We start from the raw sequence: 26,148 nt of genomic DNA on the forward strand, positions 1-26,148 counted from the left end.
ACTTTATATGGGAAATCTATAGTTTTAATGAGCTCAATAGGATTACTTAATTGCCTAATAGCATTTCAGGCAACCCTGCCGCCGCGCCGCTTGCGCATGGCCGCGTTGTGCGCGCGCAGGATCGCATCGACCCGCTCGGACGCTTCGCGCGCCAGTTCCTGCGCCACCTCGCCGCTGGGAAAGTATTCCGGGCTGCGGTAACTGAGCCAGGCGTAGGCCGAATACATGCGGCAGGTGTCTTCCACTTCCTGCAGGTTTTGGCGCGACAAGCTGCCGGCCTCGTGGCGCAGCGCCCAGACCTTCCTTTTGGCCAGTGCATGCGCCCAGTCCAGCCAGACCTGGTGCAGGGCAGGCACCTTGGTGGAAATCGGCACCAGCGACAGCGTGAATTTTTCTGCCACCGACAGCGGCAGGGTGTCCAGCCAGACCGCCCGCTCCAGCTGTTCTTCGGTGATGCTGGGGAAAAAGAAGCCGTCCGGCACGTCGATGTTGTAAACGAAGCGTTTGAACAGCTTGGCCAGCGACTGTTCCCCGGTCACGGCGGCGATGCGGTGCAGGTGTTCCAGCGTGGGCGCGACCGAAAAGCCGGCGGCGGCGACTGGGGCAATCTTTTCCTTCAACAAGGCGCGCAGCACGTAATGGGTGTCGTCGTCGAAGCCGGCGACGAAGCCTTCCTCGTGCACCCCGAAGCGCCCGGCACGGCCGGCGATCTGTTTCGCCAGCGCGGCCGGCACTTCTTCCTCCTCGACGCCGTTGAACTTGACGGCGGTGGTCATCACCACGCGCTCGATCGGCAGGTTCAGGCCCATGGCGATGGCGTCGGTGCCGACCACGATGTCGGCTTCCCGGTTGCGAAAGCGGGCCGCCTGCGCGCGCCGCACCTCGGGCGACAGGTTGCCGTACACGGTGGCCACCGAAAAGCCCTGCTCGGTGATCATGTCGCGCCACATCAGCACCTCGCGCCGCGAAAAGGCGATGACGGCGTCGCCGCGCCGCAGGTTGCGCAGCTTGCGCACCGGAGCGGGCTCGACCGTCAGCGGCGCCTTGCGTTTGAGGACATGCACTTCGAGCGGACATTCCAGCCGTTCGGCCAGCGCCTCGACGGCGCGCCGCGCTTCCAGCGCGCCGACCAGGTAGACCACGCCGGCGGGCGCGCCGCACACCGCCGCCGTCCACGCCGCGCCGCGGTCGCGGTCGCCCAGCATCTGGATCTCGTCGATCACGGCGACATCGACCTTGCGCTTGGTGTCGAGCATTTCGACGGTGCTGGCCACATGCGTGGCGCCTTCCACGATACGGCGCTCCTCGCCGGTCACGAGACTGACCTTGAGCGGTTCGCCGTGCGGGCGCGCCTCCTGCAGCCGCTCGTAGTTTTCCAGCGCCAGCAGCCGCAAGGGTGCCAGATAGACGCCGGTTTTGGCCCGTGCCAGCGCTTCCATCGCCTGATGCGTCTTGCCGGAATTGGTCGGCCCGAGCAAGGCGATGAAGCGGCGCGGCAGGCGGTACGCCAGTTCGAACGAGGCCGGATATTCGGCCAGGTTGATGCTTTCCTTGGTCAGCGCCGCGTGCCGCTCCTCGTTCTGCCGCTCGACCGCGTGCGCCAGGCGCTGCTCGATGCGCTCGAACACGTATTCGGCCGGATCGGACGTATCCCGGCTGGTGAGCGCATGCAGGAAGGTCATGGCATCGAGCCCGGCGTCGTCGGCGCGCTCGTGCATGGCGGCGGCGAAGGCGGCCACCTGGCGCTGCAACTCTTCCTGCGCGCCGGACTGGGCGCGTTCCGCGATCAGCCGCAGCTGTTCGTGCGGTTCCAGCTTGCGCCACTTGCTCGGCTTGGCCAGCACGCCCTTGCTCGGCACCAGGTCGTACGGCACGCGCAGGGCGCCGGCCTGCGCCACGCCGGAAAAGCGCAGGAACACGCGCCCCTCGAGCTTGACCAGTTCGGCGCCCAGCGCCTGGGCATGCAACTCCGGCGCGATCAACTCGTCATTATCGAAGGCGGGGAAAGATTCTGGTGGCGAAGATGTCATAGGGCAGGAAGTCGTGCTGAACGAGGCGGCAGTGTCGCATATAGGGACCATCCGCAAAACCTTAAGTTGCGCCCATGGCGCGGGAGCCGGAGCACATGGCTCTAATTCAAAGCAACATTCATTCACGGCTGGCTCGATGCGATGAGCCAGGCATGGTGCTGGTCCGCCGTGCTTTTCCTGGCATCGGCGGCGGCCAGTTCCGCCTATCTGACGGTCAGCGAAGTGTTGCCGCTGGAAATGCGGGTCGTGGCGATCTCGGTGTTTTACGCGGTGGGCGCCGGCGCCGGCGGCTTTGCCGCGCCGCTAGAGGATGTCATGCGCTAGGCGCTAATCCCCCGTCGGCGAAAGCTGAAAGGTCTTTACCTGCTTCTGCCCGAGCAGATAGGCGGACAGCGCCGCGATGTGGCGCGGGTCGGACGAGCGCAGGATCATCCGGTATTCGAAGCACTGGCCGTCGTCGGTGATGCGGTAGCTCATGTTGGCGACGTTGAAGCCGTGCTCCGCCATGATCTTCCTGACTTCGCTCTCGGGCGGCACGTTGTCGCGGTCGAAGCGCAGGTAGTGGTGCGCGTAGGCCTGGGACGGCATCCAGGACTCGATCTTGCGAAACAGCGACAGGATGCCCAGCGTGAGGGCGGTGACCAGCACGGCCGGAAAGTAGAAGCCGATGCCGATCATGATGCCGATGGCGGCGGTGATCCAGATCGACGCGGCGGTGGTCAGGCCGCGCACGCTGAAGCCTTCTTTAAAAATCACGCCCGCGCCGAGAAAACCGATGCCGGTCATGATGCCCTGCGCCATGCGCGTCGGATCGGTGCGGATGGTGTCGCCCGTGCCGGGCAGCCAGGTCGACTGAAACAGCGTCACCAGCATCAAGAGGCTCGACGCCAGGCACACCAGCGCATGCGTGCGAAAGCCGGCGGGCCGGCCGTGATAGCTGCGCTCCAGCCCGATGATGCCGCCGGCGCACAACGCGCCGATCAAATGAATGGTGATGGTGATGGAAATCGCATTCACGTTGCTCCCCTTTTTACAAACGTTCCCGAACGGGCCCGCGCCCGATTTTCATTATATTGGCGAATCCTCCCGCAGCGGCGCCCGCTCCCCCTTCACGACAGAAAGGCATCCAGCGTCTTGGTATCGGTCACGCGCATGGTCTGGCGCGCCAGCCGCATGAGCATATTGGTGGCGTCCTCGGTCGCCACGTCCAGGCCGAGCCCGGAGCCTTCCTGCCAGGCGGCGTCGAGCCGCAGGAAGCGTTCGCCCAGCTTGTTTTCCATCATCGCCTTCACGTGCTGCTGCTGCACCGAAATCAGCGTGAGCACCAGGCGTCCCTCCGACAGCCATGCAATCGCGCTGGCATCCTCCGACACCTCTTCGCGCGGCACATAGCCGGCGGTGGCGGTGCCGATCGACAGCATGCGCACGTTGTCGCGCTCGACACCCAGATAGTGTTCCGCTTCGTGCAGCGCGATCAGGTCCGGAGCGGTCGCGTACACGCCGCCGTCGGCGAACACGTCATCGCCGATGCGCACCGACGGGAAGTAGCCGGGCGCGGCGCAGGTAGCCATCGCCACATCCACAGCCAGGATTGCGCCGTCGGCCAGCGAGGTCTTACCGTGCGGCGTCTTGAAAACCTTGGTGCGCCCATTGCTCACATTAACGGCAGGAATGACGACATGGTGCATTGCCTGCCCCAGCGTCTGCTCGCCCAGGTGCTTGAGCAAGGCGGCGCGCAACGGATCGCCACTGTACTTGGGACCGAGCGCGGAACGCGCCATGTCGAGCATGCGGCTGATGGCGCCAGTGGGATGCCCGGAGAATGGAAAAATTTCCTGCCCATGCTCCAGAAACAAATTCTTCAGGGTAGCCATCGGTACTTCATACGCAAGCGCGAGCGCCAAGATGCCGCCGATTGATGTTCCTGCGATCAAGTCGAAGCGCCGCCCGAGCGGCTCGCCGACACGCGCTTCCAGCTCTTCCAGGACACACGCGCTGTACAGACCGAGATAGCCGCCGCCGGACAGCGACAGCACGCAAAATGGTTTGGTTTTGTTAGAGAACGGCATGAGATCGATAGAGTCGATGGACAAGGAGCCACTATAGGAAACGATATGTCACGCAGCGCGCCAAGCGTGAAAGCTTTTGTGCTTGATCACGCAAAAAAATGTCGCTTGGAAAAATCAGCCGGCAAGGCTGTCTGCGGCGTGATTTTTGCTTCTTCCCCGGAGTGCCGCGGCGCGCGGCGACATCCATTTCCGGCATAACGCAAAGGAGGCCCGATGGCGGGCACGGCCCAGCAGACAGCCGACTCAGGCAAGGCACCGCAAGAACGCGGAACGGTCGTGGTTTATCCCGGCAATGCGCAGCGCGCTCCGTGCAGCCACGAGAGCGCAACCTACTGCGAGGTCGCGCGGCGACTGGCGACGATCAAGGGCTACGACTATGGCGGGCTGTTCGACGCGTCGCGCACGTATGACGGCCCCGTGTATTTCGTGCCGAGCGACACCTTTGTCTCGCTCGAAGCGGCACGCGCGCTCGGCATCCGTCACGAACACCACCTGTTCGGCGGCGTGGTGCCCTATCCGTTCATCGCCACCAAGACCATCACGCATGCGCTGCCCGCGCCCGGCGCCAAGGCGCCGCCCGGCTGGTCGCCCGAGCTGGCGCAGCGCGTGCATGACGTGGTGCTGCCGGGCTATTCGGTCTTCTCGATCGACGATGCGCGCGACGCCGGCGCGGCCCTGCTGCGACAAGGCGCGGTGCGCGTGAAGATGGCCAGCGGCATCGGCGGCCTGGGCCAGTGGGTGGTGGCCGACGCCGGCGAACTCGACGCCTGCCTGGACGCACTCGACGCGCAGGAGGTGGCGCGCGACGGACTGGTCTGCGAGCGCAACCTGGCGCAGGTGGAAACGCTCTCGGTGGGCCAGGTGCGCGTGGGAGAGCTGCTGGCGAGCTATTGCGGGACGCAGCGCCTGACCACGAACAATGCCGGCGAAGAGGTGTACGGCGGCTCCGACCTGATCGTGGCACGCGGCGATTTCGACGCGCTGTTGCAGCTCGACCTGGCCCCGCCCGCGCTGCAGGCCATCGCGCAGGCGCGCGCCTACCACGCGGCAGTGCTGCAATCCTATCCCGCCATGTTCGCTTCGCGCTGCAACTACGACGTGGCGCAGGGATGCGACGAGGCGGGACGGCGCTACTCGGGCGTGCTGGAACAGTCCTGGCGCATCGGCGGCGCCAGCGGCGCGGAAGTGGCGGCGCTGGCCGCGTTCCGGGACGATCCGGCGCTGGCGTCGGTGCGCGCCTCGACCGTCGAGGTCTATGGCGGCGACGCGAACGTTCCCGCCGATGCGGTGCTTTACTTCCAGGACGTGGACGAACGCGCCGGCCCGATCACCAAATATTCGACGCTCGCGCCGCATGCCAACCCGTGACGACAAAATCCACATCGCCGTCGACGACGGCCGCATCGCCGGCACGCTGGTGACGCCTGCGCCCCGCATTCCGGGCGTGCTGTTCGTGCACGGCTGGGGCGGCAGCCAGGAGCAGTACCTGGCGCGCGCGCACGAAATCGCCGCGCTCGGCTGCGTGTGCCTGACCTTCGATTTGCGCGGTCACGGCAGCACCAATGCGCAGCACGAGACGGTGTCGCGCGAAAGCAATCTGCGCGACGTGCTGGCGGCCTACGACGTGCTGGCCGGCCACCGCGTGGTCGATCCGGCGTCGATCGCGGTCGTCGGCAGCAGCTACGGCGGCTACCTGGCCGCCATCCTGACCACGCTGCGGCCGGTGAAATGGCTGGCGCTGCGCGTGCCGGCGCTGTACATGGACAGCGACTGGGAGGCCCCCAAGCGCCAGCTGCACAAGGACCAGGATCTCGTGGCCTACCGGCGCAGCCCGGTGCAGGCGCAGCAGAACCGTGCGCTGCGCGCGTGCGCCGCATTCCGGGGAGATGTTCTGGTGATCGAATCGGAATTCGACCATGTGATTCCGCACGCGGTCATTTCCAGCTATCTCGATGCGTGCGGACAGGCGCATTCGCTGACTTACCGCGTCATCAAGGGCGCCGACCATGGCTTGACCGAGGAGCCGTACCAGCGCGCCTACACCGCGCTGCTGACGAACTGGATGACCGAGATGGTGTTCGGCGAGCGCACCGACAACAGGCCCACGCAGAACGCGACGCTGCCGGGCAGCGCACTGCCGGAGGCGCCGCCCGGCCCGGCATAACGGCTGGCGCCACGGATGGCGCGCTACGCCCGCCACATTCCCGGTTCCGGGAATCCACATCCGGAATTCAGGAATGCCGCGGCGCGCAAGGAGGGCGCAAGGTGTGCGACGCCGCCGTAAACCGGCATTTTGCGCACATTTTTACCGGTCAGCGGTGCGGAGCGGGGCTGGCCCGCTACTTGCTATAGAGAAGACGTCTCCCTGCGAGAATGCAATTTTGTCTCCTCCATCCTCCTCCTGGATTGGATTGTGCCCGCGAGCTCTTTCGGTTCGCGGGCTTTTTTTTCATGCCGGCTTGGCGATGGCGCGCCACAGCATCTTGAACAAGACATTCGCCCTGGCCGCCAGCGGCTCCTTCTCGCCGCGCATGATATGCATGTGCACTAGGCGCTCCATGACGCCGAGGAAGTAGTCAAGCAACACCTTTTCATCGACTTCGTCGGTCAGGATGCCCTGCGCGCGGCCTTCGGCCAGCGTCTGCATCAGCCCGCCCATCAGGCGCGGCTGGCGGAACGTCTGGTTGCGACTCCAGGTATTCAGATAGACCGAGCTCATGATCAGTTGCGCCACCTTCGGGTGGTGATCGAAGAAATCGAGCACCACCCAGAACACCTTGCGCAGCTTGTCCTGGTAGGTTTCGATGCCCTGCAGATGGTCCACCATGCGCAAGGCCAGGATGCCCAGCCAGGTGTCGAGGCAGGAGTACAGCAGGGCTTCCTTGCTGTCGTAATACTTGTAAATGGTCTGCAGCGAGACATTGGCGGCGCTGGCGATTTCGCCGAATCCGACGCGATGGAATTCGCGCTCGGAAAACAGCTGCAATACCGCCTCTTCGATGCGCGTGCGAACGCCGGGGTCGAGCCGCGCCAGATCGAGCACATCCCGTTTTTTTTCTTCAGCCACTTGCTTCCCTCAAACCGTAATCATTCTTACCGATTATAGAGGCATCAGCGTTTAGAATGAAACGTCAATTGACCACCTGAATGCCGATCGTTTAGCTTAATCAGTGTTTCTTGCCTTTCAATCTGGCGAAAGGTGACGTAATTTTCCTTACACACAAAACCAAAATTGGAGCGGACATGACGGAAGCCTACATTTACGACGCCGTGCGCACGCCGCGCGGCAAGGGCAAGAAAGACGGCCGCCTGCATCAGGTCACCCCGGTGCACTTGCTCGGCAACCTGCTGCAAGCCTTGCAGCAGCGTAATGACCTCGAGACCGCGCTGGTCGACGACGTGGTACTCGGGTGCGTCACGCCCGTGGGCGAACAGGGGGCCGACATCGCGCGCACGGCGGTGCTGTACGCCGGCTGGGACGAGGCGGTGCCGGGCGTGACGCAATCGCGCTTTTGCGCGTCGGGCCTGGAATCGATCAACCTGGCGGCGATGAAAGTCATGTCCGGCCAGGAACAGCTGGTGGTGGCCGGCGGCGTCGAAAGCATGTCGCGCTGGACCATGGGCTCCGACGGCGGGGCCTGGTTCATGGACCCGCGCGTCAACCAGATGACCGGCTTCGCGCCGCAGGGCATCGGCGCCGACCTGATCGCCACGCTCGAAGGATTTACGCGCGACGACGTCGACCGCTTCGCGCTGCACTCGCAGCAGAAGGCGGCGCGGGCCCGCGCGGAAGGGCGCTTTGCGAAATCGCTGGTGCCGGTGAAGGATGTGAACGGCATGGTGGTGCTCGACCATGACGAATACATTCGCTCTGACACCACCATGGAAACGCTGGCCGGACTCAAACCCGCCTTCGAGCAGATGGGGCAAATGGGCTTCGACGCCACCGCGTTGCGCAAGTACACCACCGTCGAACGCATCCACCACGTGCACCACGCCGGCAATTCGTCGGGCATCGTCGACGGCGCCGCGTTGACGCTGGTCGGCAGCCGCGCCATCGGCGAACGGCTGGGCATCAAGCCGCGCGCGCGCATCGTGGCGACCGCCGTCACCGGCTCCGAGCCGACCATCATGCTGACCGGAATCGCGCCCGCCGCGCGCAAGGCGCTGGCCAAGGCCGGCATGCAGGCGAAAGACATCGATCTGTTCGAAATCAACGAGGCGTTCGCCGCCGTGGTGATGCGCGCCGCGCGCGACCTCGGCATCGACGAAGAACGCATCAACGTCAACGGCGGGTCGATCGCCATGGGCCACCCGCTGGGCGCGACCGGCGCCATCATCCTCGGCACCGCGCTCGACGAACTGGAACGCACCAACCGCTCCACCGCGCTGGTCTCGCTGTGCGTGGGCGGCGGCATGGGCATCGCCACCATCATCGAACGTATTTAACGGAACCGACACCATGTGCATACATTTCCAGAAAGATGCTGACAACATCGTCACCCTGACGATCGACATGCCGGGCCGTTCGATGAACGTGCTCAACGACGAACTGACCGAACCGTTCGGCCGCGCGATCACCGACATCGAAGCCGACAAGAGCATCAAGGGCATCATCCTCACGTCCGGCAAGAAGGAATTCCTGGCCGGCGCCGACATCGACAAGCTGTACCAGATCACCGAGCCGCAGCAGGCGTTCGACATGGCGCAGCACTTCAAGGCGCTGCTGCGCCGCCTGGAGCGCTGCGGCCGCCCGGTGGTCGCAGCACTGAACGGCACGGCGCTGGGCGGCGGGCTGGAGCTGGCGCTGGCTTGCCATTACCGTGTCGCGATCAACAACCCGAAGGCCAAGTTCGGCCTGCCGGAAGTGAAACTGGGACTTTTGCCCGGCGGCGGCGGCACACAGCGCCTGGCGCGCCTGATCGGCATCCAGCCGGCGCTGCCGCTGCTGTTGGAGGGCAAGGAACTGCGCGCCGAGCAGGCCAAGCAGCAAGGCATCCTGCACGAGCTGGCGGCCGACGGCGCCGACATGATGGCCAAGGCCAGGGCCTGGTGCCTGGCCAATCCGCAAGCCGTGCAACCGTGGGACGACAAGAAATTCCGCTGGCCAGGCGGCGATTCGAAGAGCCCGGCCAACGCGCAGCTGTGGTCGATCGCGCCCTCGATGGCCAGTGCCAAGACCTTCGGCAACTACCCGGCCGCGACCGACATCATGAGCTGCGTGTTCGAAGGCGGCATCGTCGACTTCGACACCGCCTGCGAAGTCGAGTCGCGCTACTTCGCCCACTGCGCGCTGTCGCCGGTGGCGAAGAACCTGATCGGCACCATGTGGTTCCAGCTCAACGCGATCAACAAGGGCAAGTCGCGCCCGGAAGGCTTTGCGCCATCCAAGGTGAAGAAAGTCGGCATCCTCGGCGCCGGCATGATGGGCGCGGGCATCGCGTACGTGTCGGCCAAGGCCGGCATCGACGTGGTGCTGCTGGACGTGAGCGTCGAGAACGCGGAAAAGGGCAAGGCGTATTCCGCAGGCCTCTTGGACAAGGCGATCAAGCGCGGGCGCGAGACCGCCGAAGGAAAGCAGGCGCTGCTGGCGAAGATTGCAACGACCGCCAGCGTGGAACACCTCGCCGGCTGCGACCTCGTCATCGAAGCGGTGTTCGAGGACCGCGCCATCAAGGCCGACATGACGAAGAAGACCGAGGCGGTGCTGGCCGCCGACGCCGTGTTCGCCTCCAACACCTCGACGCTGCCGATCACGGGGCTGGCACAGGCCAGCGCGCGCCCGGCCAACTTCATCGGCCTGCATTTCTTCTCTCCGGTCGACAAGATGCCGCTGGTCGAAATCATCGTCGGCGAACAGACCAGCCGGGAGACGCTGGCACGCGGCTTCGACTACGTGCAACAGATCAGGAAGACGCCGATCGTGGTCAACGATGCGCGCGGCTTCTACACCTCGCGCGTGTTCGCCACCTACGTCATGGAAGGCATGAAGCTGCTGATGGACGGTCAGCATCCGCGCTCCATTGAAGTCGCGGGACTGCAGGCCGGCATGCCGGTCGGCCCGCTCGCGCTGCAGGACGAGGTCAGTCTCTCGCTGTCGTGGCACATCATGGAGCAGACGCGCAAGGACTTCGAGGCCGAGGGCAAGCCCTATGCCCCGCATCCGGCGACTGCCTGCCTGAAGAAGATGGTGACGGAACTGGACCGCCCGGGCAAGAAGGCCGGCAAGGGTTTCTACGACTATCCGGCCGACCAGCCGAAACACTTGTGGAGCGGCCTGAAGGATGTATTCCCGGTGGCGCCGCAGCAATTGCCGCAAAAGGACTTGATCGAGCGCCTGATGTTCGTGCAAGCCAATGAAGCGGCGAAATGCTTCGAGGAGAAGGTGGTGCTGACGGTGGCCGACGCCAACATCGGCAGCATCTTCGGCTGGGGCTTCGCGCCGTTCCAGGGCGGCGCGCTACAGTACATCAATGCCTATGGCGTGGACAATTTCGTGCGCCGCGCCAGGGAGCTGGCGGAGCGGTACGGGGAGTATTTCGCGCCGGCGAATATCCTGGTGAAGATGGCGCAGGAAGGCAAGCGCTTCGAGTGACAGGCCTGCGTTTTCTCTCGGCGCCATGAGGGAAAACGCAGCTCCCCCTGCGCGCAGATTACTTCCTGCGCACCACCACGCAACCGATCGAATAGCCGGCGCCAAACGAGCAGATCACGCCGTTGGCGCCCGTCGGCAGGTCGTCCTGGTACTTATGGAAGGCGATAATCGAGCCGGCCGACGAAGTATTGGCGTAGGTGTCGAGGATCACCGGCGCTTCCTGCGGCGACGCATCGCGCCCGAGCAGGGTGCGCGCGATCAGCAGGTTCATGTTCAGGTTGGCCTGGTGCAGCCAGTAGCGGGATACCTGCGGCAGTTCCAGGCCGGTGGCGGCAACCGTGTCGCGGATCATGTCGGCCGCCATCGGGCACACTTCCTTGAACACCTTGCGTCCCTGCTGGCGGAACAGCTTGTCCGGCTTGCCGATGCCCGCTTCGTCGAAGCGGTTCATGAAGCCGAAGTTGTTGCGGATATTGTTGGAGAACTTGGTCTTGAGCTTGGAACCGAGGATCTCGAACTGGTGGCGCGACGTCGCCGTGTCGGCGCCTTCGAGCACGAGCGCGGTGCAGGCGTCGCCGAAGATGAAATGGCTGTCGCGGTCGCGGAAGTTCAGGTGGCCGCTGGTGATTTCGGGATTCAATACCAGCACGGCGCGCGCCTGTCCGCTCTGGATGGCGGCGACCGCGGTCTGGATGCCGAAGGTGGCCGAGGAACACGCCACGTTCATGTCGAAGCCGTAGCCGTCGATGCCGAGCGCATCCTGCACTTCGACCGCGATGGCGGGATAGGCACGCTGCATGTTGCTGCAGGCGACGAGCACCATGTCGATGTCGCCCGGCGCGCGCCCGGCGCGTTCGAGCGCTTCGCGCGCGGCCGCCACACAGATCTCGGCCTGCAGCGACAGTTCCTCGTCCGGGCGCTCGGGTATGCGCGCCACCATGCGCTGCGGATCGAGGATGCCGCTCTTTTCCATCACGTAGCGCGCCTTGATGCCGGAAGCCTTTTCGATGAAGCCCACGCTGGACGGCTCGATTGCCGCCACCTCGCCGGCGGCGATGGCGGCGGCGTGATCGGCGTTGAATTGTTCCGCGTAGGCGTTGAAGGAAACGACGAGTTCTTCGTTGGAGATGGAATGCGGCGGCGTAAACAAGCCGGTCCCGCTGATGACGACTTGTTTCATCGGCGAACTTTCGAATAGGGGCTATTCCGGCACACGCCGGCGAAGCTTAATTCTGGCACCAAGAAAATTGCTATGCCGCAAAATTATTAGAGCAGTAAACCTAAATTCCGCCCCCATTCGCTCCGAGCGCGGCCGTCACTCCCAGCTGATCGCGTCGCGCACCCGGCTCTCCCTGTCGATCAAGTCGCGATAGCGTTTTTCCACCTCGGCGCGCCGCACTTTCATGGTCGGCGTCATCAGGCCGCTGTCGATGCTCCAGGCATCCCTGAGGATGACGCACTTGGCGATGCGCTCGTGCGGTTCCAGGGTTGCATTGACCGCTTCCATGTCGGCGATCAGGCTCTGCTCGACGTCGGCCCGCTCCTTGCGGCGCGCATCCTCGGTCAGGGTCACGAACATCAACGGCTGGGTGAGGCCCGAACCGATCAGCAGCAGCTGGTCGATGTCGCTATTGCGCGCAAACGCGCATTCGATCGGCGCGGGCGCGACGTATTTGCCCTTGGCGGTCTTGAAGATATCCTTGACGCGCCCGGTGATGTAGAGGAAACCATCCGCGTCGAGCCGCCCCTTGTCGCCGGTGCGCAGGTAGCCGTCGGCGGTGAACGCCTGTCTCGTCAGGTCCGGCTCCTTGAAATAGCCGGCCATCAGGCCGCCGTGCTTAAACAGGATTTCGCCTTCCTCGGACAGCCTGAAGCCGGAGTCGGGCAGGGGCTTGCCGACCGAGCCGATGCGGTTCTGCCATGGCAGGCAGGCGGTCGGATAGACCGAGGCCTCGGTCATGCCGTATCCCTGGTAAATCTCGATGCCGATGCTGCGGCACCAGTCCATCAGCGGCACCGGCATGGGCGCCGCGCCCGCCACGCACATGCGCGCATTCTGCAGGCCGATGCCCTTCAGTATCTTGCGGCGCACCATGCCGCGCACCAGGGGAATCTTCATCAGGCGCTCCAGCCTGGGCTGCGGCAGCTTCTTCAATACGCCGGCCTGGATGCGGCTGTAGACCAGCGGCACGCCGAAAAACCGGGTCGGCGCGACTTGCGGCAACTGTTCCGCCAGCTTGTCGACATGCTCCAGGAAATGCACCTCCGCGCCGGTATAGAAGCTGGCCATCTCGACGGCCACGCGCTCGAAGGCGTGCGCCAGCGGCATGTAGGAAAAGTAGCGCTCGTTGGGTTCGGGCGGAATCATCGACAGCGCGCCGCTGGCGGTAAACAGCACGTTGCCGTAATTGAGCATGACGCCCTTGGGCTTGCCGGTGGTGCCGGAGGTGTAGACCAGCGTCATGAGGGTTTCCGGCGCCGGCGGCTGGTACGACGACAGCGGCGCATGCTGCGCCACCAGCTCGTCCCACTTCATGTCGCCGGCCGGGGCTTCCGGATACGGAAAGGCAATCGTCTTGACGTCCGGCGGTAGCGCGCCCATGAACAGGTCGGCGTCCATCATGGGCCCGAGGAACAGGGCCTTCGCTTCGCTATGTTCGAGGATGTAGCGGGTGTTTTCCTGCGACTGCCTCGGATACAGGCCGACGCTCACGTAGCCGGCCATGGCGATGGCCATGTCGGCCAGGAACCAGTGCGCGCTATTGCGTCCGGAAATCGCGATGCGGCTGCCGGGTTCCCAACCCATCGCTTGCAGGGCGGATGCCATGCGCGCAACCTGGTCGGCAGCCTGTCCCCAAGTCAGGGATTTCCATTGACCGTTGACCGGCTGGAACAGCCAGCGCCTGTCGGGTTGCTGCGACGCCCACTGGCGCAGCATCTGCACCGGGTATTGATCGACCTTCATGCTCTGTCTCCTCGCGGCTGGTGATCTCCGGAATCCATATCGGTTGTCAAATCGCGCGCAATGCTGCCAGCGCAGCCAGCTCGGCTTCGCTCACGCCGGCCGCACGCAGCACGGCGTCGGTATGCTCGCCCAGCGTCGGGCTGCCCGCCGTACTGCGTGGAGATGCCGAAAAACGGATGGGGAAGCGGAAAGCTGGCTTACCGGAATCGGACTCCACCAGTTCCCGCGCACGCACTTGCGCCTGTTCCAGCGCTTCCCGTGCAGAGTAGACCGCAGAGACGCAACAGTCCTTGTGGCTTAACAAAGCCTCCCACTCGTCGCGTGTTCTCGATTTGAACAGGGCAGCCAATTCTTTGCGCAATGGCGCGCCGGCCTCGCCCGGCATCAACGGCAGGCGTGCCAGGTCCGGGCGATTTACCGCGGCACAAAAGTTCTGGAAGAACTTCGGTTCCAGCGCCGCCATGGCCACATGCCGGCCATCGGCGCATTCGTACACGCTATAGTTGGGCAAGCCGCCGGTGAGCATGTCGCCGCCACGCGGCGGGGCATGGCCGAAGGTGCGCAGCGAGGCCAGCGCCATCACTTGCAGCGCGAGTGTACCGTCGAGCATGCCGGCATCGACGAAGCTGCCGGCACCGGACGCCCTCGCGCCGATGACGGCGGCCAGGATACCCACCGCGCAAGTGAGTGCGCCGCCGGCCAGATCAGCCACCTGGAAGTTCGACAAGGCGGGCGGCCCATCCGCCGTGCCGCTCTGGTCGAGCACGCCGGCATAGCCGCAATAATTCATGTCATGTCCGGCGCGATCCTTGAACGGGCCGCTTTGCCCATAACCGGTCAGGGCCGCGTACACCAGGCGCGGGTTGATTTCCCGGAGCGCGTCGTAGCCGCAGCCGAGCTTGTCCATCACGCCCGGGCGGAACGATTCGATCACCACGTCCGCGCCGGCGACCAGCGTCTTGAACGCGCCCACCGCCTCGGCCCGGCGCAGATCGAGCGTCACCGATTGCTTGCCGCGATTAACCAGCGAAAACAATTCCGGCGACAGGTGGCGCGCGTAATCGCCGCCTTGCGGCTCCTCGATCTTGATCACCTCGGCGCCGAGCTGGGCCAGGTACAGCGTGCAGAACGGCCCCGGCAACAGCCGCGTGAGGTCGAGCACGCGGATGCCGGAAAGAAGGGGATTGGTCATGGCCGATCTCAAATGCCGCGGGCGATGATTTCTTTCATGATTTCATTGGTGCCGCCGTAGATGCGCTGCGCGCGCGCATCGACATAGGCGCGCGCCACCGGATACTCGAGCATGAAGCCGTAGCCGCCGTGCAGCTGCACGCACTGGTCGAGCACCTTGCCCTGCAGGTCAGAGCACCAGTACTTGGCGGCGGCGGCCGCGTCGGGCTGCAATTCTTTTTTTATTTCCAGCTCGATGCAGCGGTCGACGAACACGCGCGCGATCTGCAGCTCGGTCTTCATTTCCGCCAGGGCAAAGCGGGTATGCTGGAACGCCGATACCGGCCGGCCGAACGCCTGCCTTTCCTTGGTATAGGCAATCGTCGCTTCCAACATCGCTTCCGCGTTGGCGATCGAGGTAATCGCGATCAGCAGGCGTTCCCAGGCCAGTTCCTGCATCAGCATCATGAAGCCCATGCCCCGCTGGCCGACGATATTGGCACGCGGCACACGCACATTGTCGAAGAACAGTTCGCAGGTATCCTGCGCCTTCATGCCCGCCTTTTTCAGCGGTTTGCCCTTGGTGAAGCCGGGGCGGCCGGCCTCGACCACGATCAGCGATACGTCCTTTGCACCGCGCGCGCTGCTGCCGGTCTTGACCGCGACGATGGCCATGTCGCAATTGTAGCCATTGGTAATGAAGATCTTGGAACCGTTGATGACGTAGTCGTCGCCATCCTCGAGCGCGACGGTTGTAATCGATTGCAGGTCGGAGCCGCCGCCCGGCTCGGTCATCGCGATGGCGGTGATCGCCTCGCCGGAGGCCATCTTCGGCAGCCATGCCTGCTTCAGCTCTTCGCTGCCATAGCGCAGCAGGTAGGGCGCGACGATATCGGAATGCAGCGGCCAGCCGATGCCGGTCGCATTGGCACGCGCCAATTCTTCCAGCAGGATTGTGCTGAACAGGCGGTCGCAGCCTGCGCCGCCGTAATTCTCCGGCATGTTGGTGCACAAGAAGCCCAGCTCGCCGGCGCGGCGCCAGATGGCGGGATCGACAAAGCCCTGCTCTTCCCACCGTTCATGCCGCGGCATGACCTCGGCATTCAGAAAACGGCGAAAACTGTGGCGAAAGCTCTCGTGGTCGGCATTGAACAACTGGCGCGGAATCATGGTTGTCTCCTTGCGCCGGCAACGCGGCAGGCACTGCCGCACTGCCCGGCGACGATGTGTAATTTATATTACCAATAAGCTTGCAGAATTCAGTTTTATCGGCAGCTCTCGCGCATATTGTCGAAAATAACTCGATTATGCAAAGGTTACGTATAGAGATACTGCTCTAAGTTAAAGGTAATTAAACTTACACTTAGGATCGCAAAGGCACCAGGATACGGCGCCTCGACGGAAAGCGCCGGAAACGCTTATATTGATCAAGCCCGCCCAAGAGCCAACCATGAAGCGGCCCCGATGCCGCCTCTCTTATCAGGAGCCACGATGACCGATCTGTCCGCCTTCCCGATTACCCGCAAATGGCCCGCCCGCCATCCCGAGCGCCTGCAGCTCTATTCTCTGCCCACGCCCAATGGCGTGAAAGTGTCGATCATGCTGGAAGAAACCGGCCTGCCGTACGAGGCGCACCTGGTGAACTTCGGCACCAATGACCAGCTGTCTCCGGAATTCCTCTCTCTCAATCCGAACAACAAGATCCCGGCCATCCTCGACCCCGACGGCCCGAACGGCAAGCCGCTGGCACTGTTCGAATCCGGCGCCATCCTGCTTTACCTGGCCGACAAGACCGGACGGTTCATTCCCGCCGACGCGGCCGGCCGCTACGAAACAATCCAGTGGCTGATGTTCCAGATGGGCGGCATCGGGCCGATGTTCGGCCAGCTCGGCTTCTTCCATAAATTCGCCGGCAAGGACTACGAAGACAAGCGCCCGCGCGATCGTTACGTCGCCGAATCGCAGCGCCTGCTGCGCGTGCTCGACCAGCGGCTGGAAAAGCGCCAATGGCTCATGGGCGACACCTATACCATCGCCGACATCGCAACCTTTCCCTGGGTGCGCAACCTGATCGGTTTTTACGAAGCCGGCGAGCTGGTGCGCATCGCCGATTTCCCGCATGTCTTGCGCGCGCTCGATACGTTTGTCGCGCGGCCGGCGGTGGCCAGGGGGCTGACCATTCCCGCGGCGTAATCCGCAATATGACGGCTCCGGCAATCTGGAGCCGGTTGATGCATCTCAAACTGAAGCGCTGAGCCTCACCCTATTCTGAACAACCGGGTATGTCCTATCCCGATGGCGGGCACTATCCGCAAGGAAGATTTTTCAGGTAGCGGCAAGCGCCGGCGCAGGCAGTTCGTTTCCCGCCTTCCCACCGCAGGTTCGTAGTTGCCGCCAAGTCTCATGTCTGTCTCAACACCCCCGTTGGAGGAGATCATGTCATTACGAATCAACGATATCGCACCCGACTTTCAAGCCACGACGACGCAGGGGCCGCTCAAGTTCCATGAATGGATCGGCGACGGCTGGGCCATCCTGTTTTCGCATCCGAAGGATTTCACGCCGGTGTGCACCACCGAGCTCGGCTACATGGCCAAGATAGAGCCCGAATTTTCCAAGCGCAACTGCAAGCTGATCGGCCTGTCGGTGGACCCGGTGGACAGGCACCAGGCCTGGGCCAAGGATATCGAGGAAACGCAGGGCGCCTTGCCCAAGTACCCGATCATCGCCGACAGCGACCTGTCCATCTCCAAGATGTACAACATGCTGCCGGCGGATGAGCCGGGCACTTCCGAGGGACGCACCGCGGCCACCAATGCGACCGTGCGCTCGGTGTTCGTGATCGGGCCGGACAAGAAGATCAAGATGATGCTGACCTATCCGATGAGCACCGGACGCAATTTCGACGAAATCCTGCGCGCGCTCGATTCGATGCAGCTGACCATGGAAAGCAAGGTCGCCACGCCGGCCAACTGGAAGCAGGGCGACGACGTCATCATCGCGCCATCGGTCAGCGACGACGAGGCGAAGGGCCTGTTCCCGGAAGGCTGGACCACGCTCAAGCCCTATCTGCGCATGGTCAAGCAACCGCAGCGCGGCGGGCAGGCGGGCTCGCGCTAGCGGGCGTGTCCGACAGGCGCCGCTAGCGGATAGCGGATGCGCTGTGCCGGACGCGCGGGCGCCCGGCGCAGGCGCTACGCTTCCGGCAGCGCCGCGCGCAGGCGCGCCAGGTCTTCCTCTCCCAGCGTTTCCTTTTCCAGCAACCGGGCCGCGGCCTGCTCCAGCAGGCCGCGCCGCGCATCGAGGATGGCCAGCGCATCCGCGTAGGCCTTTGCCACGATCTCGCGTACCGCGCAGTCGATTTCGCGCGCAGTCTGCTCCGAGTAATTGCGTCCGCGCCGCTCGATCTGCTCCACGCCGAGCAGGGCGTGGCGTTCTTCCTCGTAGGCGAGATTGCCGAGCTGTTCATCCATGCCGTAGCGCGTGACCATGCTGCGCGCGATGTCGGCGACCTTGACCAGGTCGTCGGCCGCGCCGGTCGACAGGTGGCCGAACACGATCTGCTCGGCGGCGCGCCCGCCCAGCAGCACGGCCATCTTGCGCTCCAGTTCCTGGCGCGTCATCAGGAAGCGGTCTTCGATCGGGCGCTGCAGCGTGTAGCCGAGCGCGCCCACGCCGCGCGGGATGATCGACACCTTGTGCACCGGGTCGGTGCCGGGCAGCGACAGCGCCACCAGCGCATGGCCCATCTCGTGGTGCGCGACGATGTTGCGCTCCTGCGGATTGAGCAGGCGGTTCTTCTTTTCCAGGCCGGCGACGATGCGCTCGATGGCGCCGTTGAAGTCGTCCATGGTGACAGCGTCGCGCCCGCGCCGCGTGGCCAAAAGCGCCGCTTCGTTGACCAGGTTGGCGATGTCGGCGCCGGAAAAGCCGGGCGTCAGCGCGGCGATCTTTTCCCGGTCCACGTCCGGGCCGGTCTTGATTTTGCGGATATGCACGTTCAGGATCGCCAGCCGCCCCGGCTTGTCCGGACGGTCCACCAGGATCTGGCGGTCGAAGCGGCCGGCGCGCAGCAATGCCGGGTCGAGGATTTCCGGGCGGTTGGTGGCCGCCAGCAGCACCAGGCCGGAAGTCGGGTCGAAGCCGTCGAGCTCGGCCAGCAGCTGGTTCAGGGTTTGCTCCTTTTCGTCGTGGCCCCCCACGCCGTAGGAATTGCGCGCGCGCCCGAGCGCGTCGAGCTCGTCGATGAAGATGATGGCGGGCGCCTTCTGGCGCGCCTGTTCGAACAGGTCGCGCACGCGCGCCGCGCCCACGCCGACGAACATCTCGACGAATTCCGAGCCGGAAATCGAAAAGAACGGCACGCCCGCCTCGCCCGCCACCGCGCGCGCCAGCATGGTCTTGCCGGTGCCGGGCGGCCCCACCAGCAGCACGCCCTTGGGAATGCGCGCGCCCAGGCGACCGTAGCGCTGCGGATCCCTCAGGAAATGGACCACTTCGTGCAGCTCTTCCTTGGCTTCGTCGACGCCGGCGACGTCGTCGAAGCTGGTGCGCACATCGGTTTCGACGTAAATCTTGGCCTTGCTCTTGCCGATGGATAGCAAGCCGCCGCCAAACCCATTCTTTTCAGCCATCCTGCGGATGATCAGCATCCACAGCCCGAAAAAGATCGCCACCGGCACCACCCAGCCGAGCACGTCGCGCAGCAGGGTGTTGGGGATCACGCCGGCAAACTTGACGTTGTACTGCGCCAGGTCGTGCGCCAGGTCGGTTTCGACCCTGGTCGTGACGAATTCCGTGGGCCCGCCCGTCTTCAAGGGCCGGCGCAGGGTGCCGCGGATGACATTGGGATCGATCGCGATTTCGTCGACATTCCCGGCCTTCAATTCCTGGATGAACTGGCTGTAGGGCAGCGGCTCGACCTCGCGCGTCATCAGCCATACGTCGCGTAGCATCAAGACGCCGAGCAGGGCGAAGGCGAGGTACCAGAGGTTGAGTTTGGTCTGACTTTCCATGACGGCTCCTGGGCGGCGGGTGTGGCGTTCAAGATCTTCCCCAGTATCCCATTGCCCGCGATGCAAATCCTTGATGCGGCTGCATCCCTGCGGGAATGATTTAAGAACCTGCTCAGTGCCTTTTTGGCAGGGGCGCAGCCCCGTGAGCCGGCCGCCTACTAGGCGCGGCGAGGCGTCATAGTGGTGCTACGGCAACGAGCTGCAACCACGTAGGCGGCCGGCTCACGGGGCTGCCCACAGGGTTCGGTCGAGAAGGGCGCATTGCGGCGTTGCGGCGCTTGCTCAAGGGCCCACCTTGAGCGGCGCGCCGCGCCTTGCACTGCATCCCTTCTCGACAGAACGCCCCTGCCAAAAAGGCACTGAACAGGTTCTAACGACGCCACGTCCAATCCAGTATGCGCCGGATATTGACCATTCTCTTGCCATGCAGCGCTTTCTTGTCGTTACCGGGCTGATTTTGCTGATCGCCGGGCTGGCCTGGCCGTGGCTGTCGAAACTGCCGTTCGGCCGCCTGCCGGGCGATATCCATATCGTGCGGGAAGGGTTCAGCTTCCACTTCCCATCGTGACCGGCATCGTGGTGTCGGCGCTGGTGTCGCTGCTGCTGTGGATTTTCCGGCGCTGAATTACCCGCTTACCAGCGCGAATAATGGTCCTCGGTGACGCCGACGAGCCGCTCGACCCTGCGCGGCGCGGCGCCGGGCGCGGCTTTCACCCAGCCGGAAAAATGGCCGATCGGCTGGATGTAGCGCGACGCCGCCACCAGCAGATTCTTGTCTTCGCGGCGCGCGCCTTCCGGCGTGAACTGCAGATCGAGCAAGCCGTCGTCGGTGCGGACCTGCCAGGGCGCGAGCGGCCGGGCGCGGTCGTAGTCGAAGCGCGCCTGCCCCAGCGGAATCAGGCGACCGTCCAGCCATAGGGCGTTTTCGTGATTGCCGAAGTAGCCGGCCTGCAAATTGAAGCCGAGCGCCAGGCTGTGCGCGGATGCCCATTGCCAGGAAGTCTCGCGCGCCAGCAAGCCGTTGGAATAATCGAAGCTGGCCACGCCGCCGTCCAGCCCGTAGCGCCGGCCCGCGACGCGCACTTCGCCTGTCAGCGGCATGCCCGGCGACTTTTGCGTGGCATGCACGGAGCCGCCGTCGACCGGGCCGACCGCCAGCAGCAGGGGACTGTCCGTCGCGGAAAACCCGGCATCGATCTCGAAGCCGCGGCAGCGCAGGCTCAACCGGTATTCGCCATCGCGGGCGCGAAAGTCGATGCGGCTGCCGGGCCAGCGGAACGTGCTCTCGCCGCCGGCTTGCGCGGCCACCCGCGCGCCCAGGCCCGGCAAGCCGTTCTGCGAATAGCCCGCGACTTCCGCGCGCACGATGCGGTCGAAGACATAGGCAAACGCGGTGCTGGTCCAGCCCAGGTCGACAATCGCGATGCCGCAAAACAGTTCTTCGGTGGCGAGCGCGACATACTGCCAGCGCTTGTGGTGGAAATGGCGCCACAGCGCGCCGCGGGCGTAGGGCGCGGCCAGGCGCGTCCAGTCGATGGCGGCCGTGGCGCCGGCAAACCGGCCGAAGCGCGGGTGCCCGTCGGCGTCGGGAACGGCGGGCGGCGCCGGCGGCAGCGGGGCGTCGGCGGTTTGCGCAAGCGGCGTCGATAAGGGCATGGCGTTCGGGCTCCGTCAGAAATTGATGCGTCCGGGCAAAAGCATCGCAGATTGTCATCGCCGGCGCGCCGAGAAATCTCAAGCCCCGGTGCCGGCTCCTACGGCTGGGTCGCCAGCCGCAGCACCGCATCGCGCGCGGCCCGCTCCAGGCCTTCCAGCTCGGGGCGCTTGGGCCGGTTACGCACACGGAACAGCATCAAGCCCTCCATCTGCGCCACGATCAGCGCGGCGCGCACCATGTATTCCTGGTCGGAGATGTCCGGCGACATGCCGCGGATCAGGTTGAAAATGCCCTTGCGTTCGCGCGCCTGCATGCGCTCCATCAGGGTCGACGCGAACGTGTTGCGCGTGGCCAGCGCCCAGAATTCGAAAAACATGCCGCGCATGAGCGGCGCGCCCAACTCCTCGAGGAACATGTCGACCGCCGACAGGAACTGATCCACGCGCGAGGCGCCCGCCATCGACGCAGTGATGCCGTCGATCTTTTCCTGGAACTGGTTGAGCGTGTCGAGCAGCACCGCTTCCACCAGCGCATCCTTGCTATGGTAGTAGTGCTGGACGTTGGACAGGCTGATGCCGGCCTGGGCGGCGACGCGCCGCATCGACAGGCCGCCGTAGCCGTCCGCCGCGAAAATCTCGCGCGCCGCCTGCAAGATGTCGCGCGCGCGCTCGTAGCCCTTTTCTGTGGTGCTGGAGGTTTTCCGTTGGAGCGAGCTTTTCAGGGCTGGAGTCATGGTGGCGCGGCAGGGTCGAGGCAGGCGCGATTATCCCATGTCCGTTGAAAAACCGTACAGTTGACCTATAATAAAATACTTTAGGTCGTCCGACCTATTATTGCAGGTTCAATCGGGGATGGAGGCAGGAAATGAAAGTATTTGTGTCGGGCGTGGGCATGATCCCGTTCGCCAAGCCGGGGGCGAGCGCCGGCTACCATGACATGGGCGCCGCCGCCGCGCGCCTGGCGCTGGAAGATGCCGGCCTCGGCTACGGCGACATCGAGCAGGCCTATGCCGGCTACGTGTACGGCGACTCGACCTGCGGCCAGAAGGCGCTCTACCAGGTCGGCATGAGCGGCATCCCGATCGTCAATGTCAACAACAACTGCTCGACCGGGTCGACCGCGCTATTCCTGGCGCGCCAGGCGATCGCCTCCGGCGCGGCCGACTGCGTGCTGGCGCTGGGCTTCGAGCAGATGAGCCCGGGCGCGCTGGGATCGGTGTTTCGCGACCGGCCGGCGCCGTTCGACGATTTCGACGCGGTCACCGACCGCCTGGTCGGCATGCCGGAAATTCCGCTGGCGCTGCGCTATTTCGGCGGCGCCGGCCTGTCCCACATGAAGAAATACGGCACCAGGCTCGAGACCTTCGCCAAGATCCGCGCCAAGGCCAGCCGCCACGCGGCCAACAATCCGCTCGCGCTGTTTCGCAAGGTAGTGAGCGAGGAAGACGTGATGGCCGCGCCGATGCTGTGGCCGGGCGTGATGACGCGCCTGATGGCGTGCCCGCCGACCTGCGGGGCAGCCGCGGCCGTGCTGGTGTCCGAGCGTTTCGCGAAGCAGCGCGGCTTGAAGGCCGACGTGCGCATCGCCGCGCAGGCGATGACGACCGACCGCCCCGGCACCTTCGATTCGGGCGACATGATGCGGCTGGTCGGCTTCGACATGGCAAAAGAAGCGGCCGACAAGGTGTACCGGGAAGCGGGCATCGGCCCGGAGGGCATCGACGTGGTGGAGCTGCACGACTGCTTCGCGCAGAACGAACTGATCAGCTACGAGGCGCTCGGGCTGTGCCCGGAAGGCGGCGCGGAAAAATTCGTGTGCGACGGCGACAACACCTATGGTGGCAAGGTCGTGACCAATCCGTCCGGCGGGCTGCTGTCGAAGGGCCACCCGCTGGGCGCCACCGGCCTGGCGCAATGTTATGAACTGACGCACCAGCTGCGCGGCACCGCGCGCGAGCGCCAGGTGGAGGGCGCGCGCGTGGCGCTGCAGCACAACCTCGGCCTGGGCGGTGCGTGCGTGGTGACGATGTACTGCGCGCAGTGACGTTCCATTCTCCCGCCGGCGGGAGAGGGAACTCCTTTTCTTCGAACTAACGTAAAAAAACCAAACCCGGAGACACACATGACCTACACCTCCCCCTGGATGAACCCCGAACTGGACGGCTTTCGCGACGCGGTGCGCCGCTTCGTCGCCGCCGAAATCACGCCGCACCAGGACGCATGGCGCAAGCAGCAGCATGTGGACCGCGCGCTGTGGCGCAAGGCCGGCGAGCTCGGCATCCTGCTGGCCGACATCCCGGATGCCTACGGCGGATCGGACGGCAGCTTCGCGCACCAGTCGATCGTGTTCGAGGAACTGGCGTACGCCGGCGACACCGCGTTCGGCATCCATGTGCATGCCATCGTGGCGCACTATCTGCTCAACCAGGGCACGGAAGAACAAAAACAGAAATATCTGCCGAAGCTGGCCTCGGGCGAGATGGTGGCGGCGATCGCCATGAGCGAGCCTGGCGCCGGCTCCGACCTGAAAGGCATCCGCACCACCGCGATCCGGGACGGTGACGGCTATCTGCTCAACGGCTCGAAGATCTTCATCTCGAACGGCTACCTGGCCGACCTGATCCTGGTGGTCGCCAAGACCGAGCCGCAAGCCGGCGCCAAGGGCGTGTCGCTGCTACTCCTGGAAACCCGTGACTGCGCGGGCTTCAAGGTCGGCCGCATCCTGGAAAAGCTCGGCCAGAAGGGGCAGGATACCTGCGAGCTGTTCTTCGACAATGTGCGCGTGCCGCTGCAAAACGTGCTGGGCGGCGTCGAGGGGCGCGGTTTCGCGCAGCTGATGAACGAGCTGCCCTACGAGCGCACCATCCTCGGCGTGTCCGGCGTGGCCTCGATCGAGCGCGCGCTGCAGCTGACCGTCGAGCACGCGCGCGAGCGCCGCGCTTTCGGCCAGGCCTTGCTCGACATGCAGAACACGCGCTTCGTGCTGGCCGAAATCAAGACCGAGGCGACGGTGGCGCGCACCTTCGTCGACCGCTGCATCGTCGACATGGTGGAGGACCGCATGGATACCGTGCTGGCCTCGATGGCGAAGTACTGGATCTCCGACCTGCAATGCTCGGTGGTCGACCGCTGCCTGCAGCTGTTCGGCGGCTACGGCTACATGCTCGAATACCCGATCGCGCAGATGTATGCCGACGCGCGCGTGCAGCGCATCTACGGCGGCGCGAATGAAATCATGAAGGAAATCATCGCGCGCTCGCTGTAACCGGCCGGGTCGCGCCGCTAGCGCCGCCAGCACCGGGCGCCGGCCCGTCGCTGGCGGGCCGGCGCGCTTGGCTTGCGATGTCTGCCTAATTTTGTACCGCTTGCTTTACATTAAGAAAAAGCCGCCCTATATTGTTCGTAAGACATAGTACTGCTGTGCAGTACAGATTTGCGGTTTGATAAAAAAACAATGAAAAGCAACGCAGTGATGCAACTCGCCTGCACAGAAACCGTCTGAAGACGCGGAAAACGATTCTGCACAGCAGAATCGTCGTGAGGGCGTGTTACCCGCTCAGCCCTCGACTCTCAATTGATGGGAAGCGGCGCAAATGCCGCTTCCCTCATCCCGCACGCAGTGACCCTGCATGCGTCATGCAATGCCGTATCGGCCGGCGTTTTCCCGGCTGGCGCGGGCGGCACATCACATAAAAAACCAATTGCCATTCATGGAGACAACAATGAGGAATACTTCGGCGCGCAACACCATCTTCCACACGCTGGCGGTTGCCGGCGCCATCCTGGCCGCAAGCATGTCGGCCGGCCCGGCAGCGGCCCAGACCACCACGTTTGCCGCGAGCTACAACGGCGCTGGCGTGCTCGGCGGATCGTGCGGCAGCACCTACAATATTTCCGGGGTCGAGCCGTCGGCCACCGGCACCTACCCGGTTTTCATCTACATGGTCGGCACCAGCGAGTCGTACAACAACGCCGCCGCCATGGCCGCCGTCAACGACATGGCGAGCAAGGGCTATGTCGCCGCCACCGTCGACTACGCCACGTCCCAGTTCGGCAACTGCTCGGTGCTGTCGTCCAAGTCGAGCTGCATCTTCTCGCCCAACAGCAGCGTCAGCGCCGTGTCCCAGCTGTGCTCGCGCGCCAAGGCCGACTGCAGCAAGGGCATCGTGGTGGCCGGCTTCAGCCAGGGTTCGGTGCTGGCGCTGCTGGCGAAGAATTACGATGCGCGGGTGCAGGCGGCATACGGCATGGGGATGAGCAACGTCTATTCGACCTATGACCTGTCGTCCTGCGTTTCCAACGGCAACCGCACGCTGCAGAGCGACCGCCTGCGCGCGGTCGACGGCGAGCGTGACAACTTCGCCGGCGGCTCGCAATCGGCGGTGCAGTCGTCGCTGCAAAACGTGACCGGCGTGACCTGCAAGAGCGGCTCTTATTCCTGCCTGACCAGCAATAACAGTGGCTGGATCATCGTCAAGAACACGCAGGTGCAGGACGGTTCGGCCGACCATTGCTACATGCGCAAGTCGGGCGACTGCCTCGGCAGCCAGAGCAGCCTCGACTCCGGCTGGCAGTCGGGCACCGCAAGCTGGGAGATGGATCCCAACCTGCAGTGGCTGACCAATTTCACGACCAAGTAAGCAGCGCG

20 protein-coding genes and 2 pseudogenes are annotated in these 26,148 nt (G+C 64.5%); 11 read left to right on the forward strand and 11 right to left on the reverse strand.

Going from position 1 to position 26,148, the window contains the following annotated elements:
* Positions 1 to 65 precede the first annotated feature (65 nt).
* Entirely contained in the window at positions 66 to 2,030 is a 1,965-nt protein-coding gene (locus FAY22_RS18330) for a helicase-related protein (RefSeq protein ID WP_146331869.1), read from the reverse strand.
* Positions 2,031 to 2,147: 117 nt separating this feature from the next.
* Here FAY22_RS18330 and FAY22_RS18335 point away from each other — a divergent pair.
* Positions 2,148 to 2,336 (forward strand): annotated as a pseudogene (locus tag FAY22_RS18335) (MFS transporter); the annotation flags it as partial.
* A gap of 21 nt (positions 2,337 to 2,357) precedes the next feature.
* Here FAY22_RS18335 and FAY22_RS18340 read toward each other — a convergent pair.
* On the reverse strand, positions 2,358 to 3,047 hold the full coding sequence (locus FAY22_RS18340) for an MgtC/SapB family protein (protein WP_146331870.1): 690 nt from the start codon (positions 3,045 to 3,047) through the stop codon (positions 2,358 to 2,360).
* Positions 3,048 to 3,139: 92 nt separating this feature from the next.
* Complete coding sequence (locus FAY22_RS18345; RefSeq protein WP_146331872.1) at positions 3,140 to 4,099, reverse strand: CBASS cGAMP-activated phospholipase; 960 nt, start codon at positions 4,097 to 4,099, stop codon at positions 3,140 to 3,142.
* Positions 4,100 to 4,312: 213 nt separating this feature from the next.
* On the opposite strand from FAY22_RS18345, the gene FAY22_RS18350 reads away from it, so the two are divergent.
* Positions 4,313 to 5,467 carry a DUF3182 family protein gene (locus tag FAY22_RS18350; protein WP_146331874.1) on the forward strand — a complete coding sequence of 385 codons (1,155 nt, stop codon included), beginning with the start codon at positions 4,313 to 4,315 and terminating at the stop codon, positions 5,465 to 5,467.
* Positions 5,454 to 6,263, forward strand: a complete 810-nt coding sequence (locus FAY22_RS18355; RefSeq protein WP_146331876.1) for a S9 family peptidase — start codon at positions 5,454 to 5,456, stop codon at positions 6,261 to 6,263. Before FAY22_RS18350 ends, FAY22_RS18355 begins: the two co-directional genes overlap by 14 nt.
* Before the next feature lie 285 nt (positions 6,264 to 6,548).
* Here FAY22_RS18355 and FAY22_RS18360 read toward each other — a convergent pair whose 3' ends face one another.
* Positions 6,549 to 7,166, reverse strand: a complete 618-nt coding sequence (locus FAY22_RS18360; protein WP_246860559.1) for a TetR/AcrR family transcriptional regulator — start codon at positions 7,164 to 7,166, stop codon at positions 6,549 to 6,551.
* 176 nt (positions 7,167 to 7,342) lie between these two features.
* Between FAY22_RS18360 and FAY22_RS18365 the strand changes: the two genes are divergently transcribed.
* Both FAY22_RS18365 and FAY22_RS18370 read left to right on the forward strand, forming a co-directional pair.
* On the forward strand, positions 7,343 to 8,548 hold the full coding sequence (locus FAY22_RS18365) for an acetyl-CoA C-acetyltransferase (protein WP_146331878.1): 1,206 nt from the start codon (positions 7,343 to 7,345) through the stop codon (positions 8,546 to 8,548).
* A 13-nt stretch (positions 8,549 to 8,561) separates the two neighbouring features.
* Positions 8,562 to 10,694, forward strand: coding sequence for a 3-hydroxyacyl-CoA dehydrogenase NAD-binding domain-containing protein (locus FAY22_RS18370; RefSeq protein ID WP_146331880.1), 2,133 nt, complete (start codon positions 8,562 to 8,564; stop codon positions 10,692 to 10,694).
* A gap of 58 nt (positions 10,695 to 10,752) precedes the next feature.
* Here FAY22_RS18370 and FAY22_RS18375 read toward each other — a convergent pair whose 3' ends face one another.
* The 4 genes from FAY22_RS18375 to FAY22_RS18390 form a co-directional block, all read right to left on the reverse strand.
* Positions 10,753 to 11,874 (reverse strand): beta-ketoacyl-ACP synthase III, encoded by a 1,122-nt coding sequence (locus FAY22_RS18375; protein ID WP_146331882.1) that lies wholly within the window; start codon positions 11,872 to 11,874, stop codon positions 10,753 to 10,755.
* A gap of 135 nt (positions 11,875 to 12,009) precedes the next feature.
* On the reverse strand, positions 12,010 to 13,659 hold the full coding sequence (locus FAY22_RS18380; RefSeq protein ID WP_146331884.1) for an AMP-binding protein: 1,650 nt from the start codon (positions 13,657 to 13,659) through the stop codon (positions 12,010 to 12,012).
* 46 nt (positions 13,660 to 13,705) lie between these two features.
* The gene (locus FAY22_RS18385; protein ID WP_146331886.1) at positions 13,706 to 14,851 is read right to left on the reverse strand and encodes a CaiB/BaiF CoA-transferase family protein; all 1,146 of its coding nucleotides are present in this window, start codon (positions 14,849 to 14,851) and stop codon (positions 13,706 to 13,708) included.
* Between the two features lie 8 nt (positions 14,852 to 14,859).
* On the reverse strand, positions 14,860 to 15,999 hold the full coding sequence (locus FAY22_RS18390) for an acyl-CoA dehydrogenase family protein (protein WP_146331888.1): 1,140 nt from the start codon (positions 15,997 to 15,999) through the stop codon (positions 14,860 to 14,862).
* Positions 16,000 to 16,320: 321 nt separating this feature from the next.
* On the opposite strand from FAY22_RS18390, the gene FAY22_RS18395 reads away from it, so the two are divergent.
* Positions 16,321 to 17,022, forward strand: coding sequence for a glutathione S-transferase N-terminal domain-containing protein (locus tag FAY22_RS18395; protein ID WP_146331890.1), 702 nt, complete (start codon positions 16,321 to 16,323; stop codon positions 17,020 to 17,022).
* Between the two features lie 243 nt (positions 17,023 to 17,265).
* Positions 17,266 to 17,949, forward strand: coding sequence for a peroxiredoxin (locus tag FAY22_RS18400; RefSeq protein WP_146331892.1), 684 nt, complete (start codon positions 17,266 to 17,268; stop codon positions 17,947 to 17,949).
* 74 nt (positions 17,950 to 18,023) lie between these two features.
* On the opposite strand, the gene ftsH is transcribed toward FAY22_RS18400, so the two are convergent.
* Positions 18,024 to 19,844 carry an ATP-dependent zinc metalloprotease FtsH gene (gene ftsH / locus FAY22_RS18405; protein ID WP_146331894.1) on the reverse strand — a complete coding sequence of 607 codons (1,821 nt, stop codon included), beginning with the start codon at positions 19,842 to 19,844 and terminating at the stop codon, positions 18,024 to 18,026.
* A 424-nt stretch (positions 19,845 to 20,268) separates the two neighbouring features.
* Between ftsH and FAY22_RS18410 the strand changes: the two are divergent.
* A pseudogene (locus tag FAY22_RS18410) lies at positions 20,269 to 20,468 on the forward strand (DUF2905 domain-containing protein).
* A 9-nt stretch (positions 20,469 to 20,477) separates the two neighbouring features.
* Here the strand turns inward: FAY22_RS18410 and FAY22_RS18415 are convergent.
* Together FAY22_RS18415 and FAY22_RS18420 are read right to left on the reverse strand one after the other, a co-directional pair.
* The gene (locus tag FAY22_RS18415; RefSeq protein ID WP_146331896.1) at positions 20,478 to 21,500 is read right to left on the reverse strand and encodes a DUF2804 domain-containing protein; all 1,023 of its coding nucleotides are present in this window, start codon (positions 21,498 to 21,500) and stop codon (positions 20,478 to 20,480) included.
* A gap of 98 nt (positions 21,501 to 21,598) precedes the next feature.
* Positions 21,599 to 22,234, reverse strand: coding sequence for a TetR/AcrR family transcriptional regulator (locus FAY22_RS18420; RefSeq protein ID WP_146331898.1), 636 nt, complete (start codon positions 22,232 to 22,234; stop codon positions 21,599 to 21,601).
* A 131-nt stretch (positions 22,235 to 22,365) separates the two neighbouring features.
* On the opposite strand from FAY22_RS18420, the gene FAY22_RS18425 reads away from it, so the two are divergent.
* The 3 genes from FAY22_RS18425 (at position 22,366) to FAY22_RS18435 (ending at position 26,140) form a co-directional block, all read left to right on the forward strand.
* Positions 22,366 to 23,544, forward strand: a complete 1,179-nt coding sequence (locus FAY22_RS18425) for a lipid-transfer protein (protein ID WP_146331900.1) — start codon at positions 22,366 to 22,368, stop codon at positions 23,542 to 23,544.
* Between the two features lie 78 nt (positions 23,545 to 23,622).
* Complete coding sequence (locus FAY22_RS18430) at positions 23,623 to 24,765, forward strand: acyl-CoA dehydrogenase family protein (RefSeq protein ID WP_246860560.1); 1,143 nt, start codon at positions 23,623 to 23,625, stop codon at positions 24,763 to 24,765.
* Positions 24,766 to 25,222: 457 nt separating this feature from the next.
* Positions 25,223 to 26,140 (forward strand): hypothetical protein, encoded by a 918-nt coding sequence (locus tag FAY22_RS18435; RefSeq protein ID WP_146331902.1) that lies wholly within the window; start codon positions 25,223 to 25,225, stop codon positions 26,138 to 26,140.
* The last annotated feature ends 8 nt before the right edge of the window (positions 26,141 to 26,148 follow it).

Origin of the sequence: Noviherbaspirillum sp. UKPF54 (assembly GCF_007874125.1) — a bacterium.
In the GTDB taxonomy this organism is placed as follows: domain Bacteria; phylum Pseudomonadota; class Gammaproteobacteria; order Burkholderiales; family Burkholderiaceae_D; genus Noviherbaspirillum.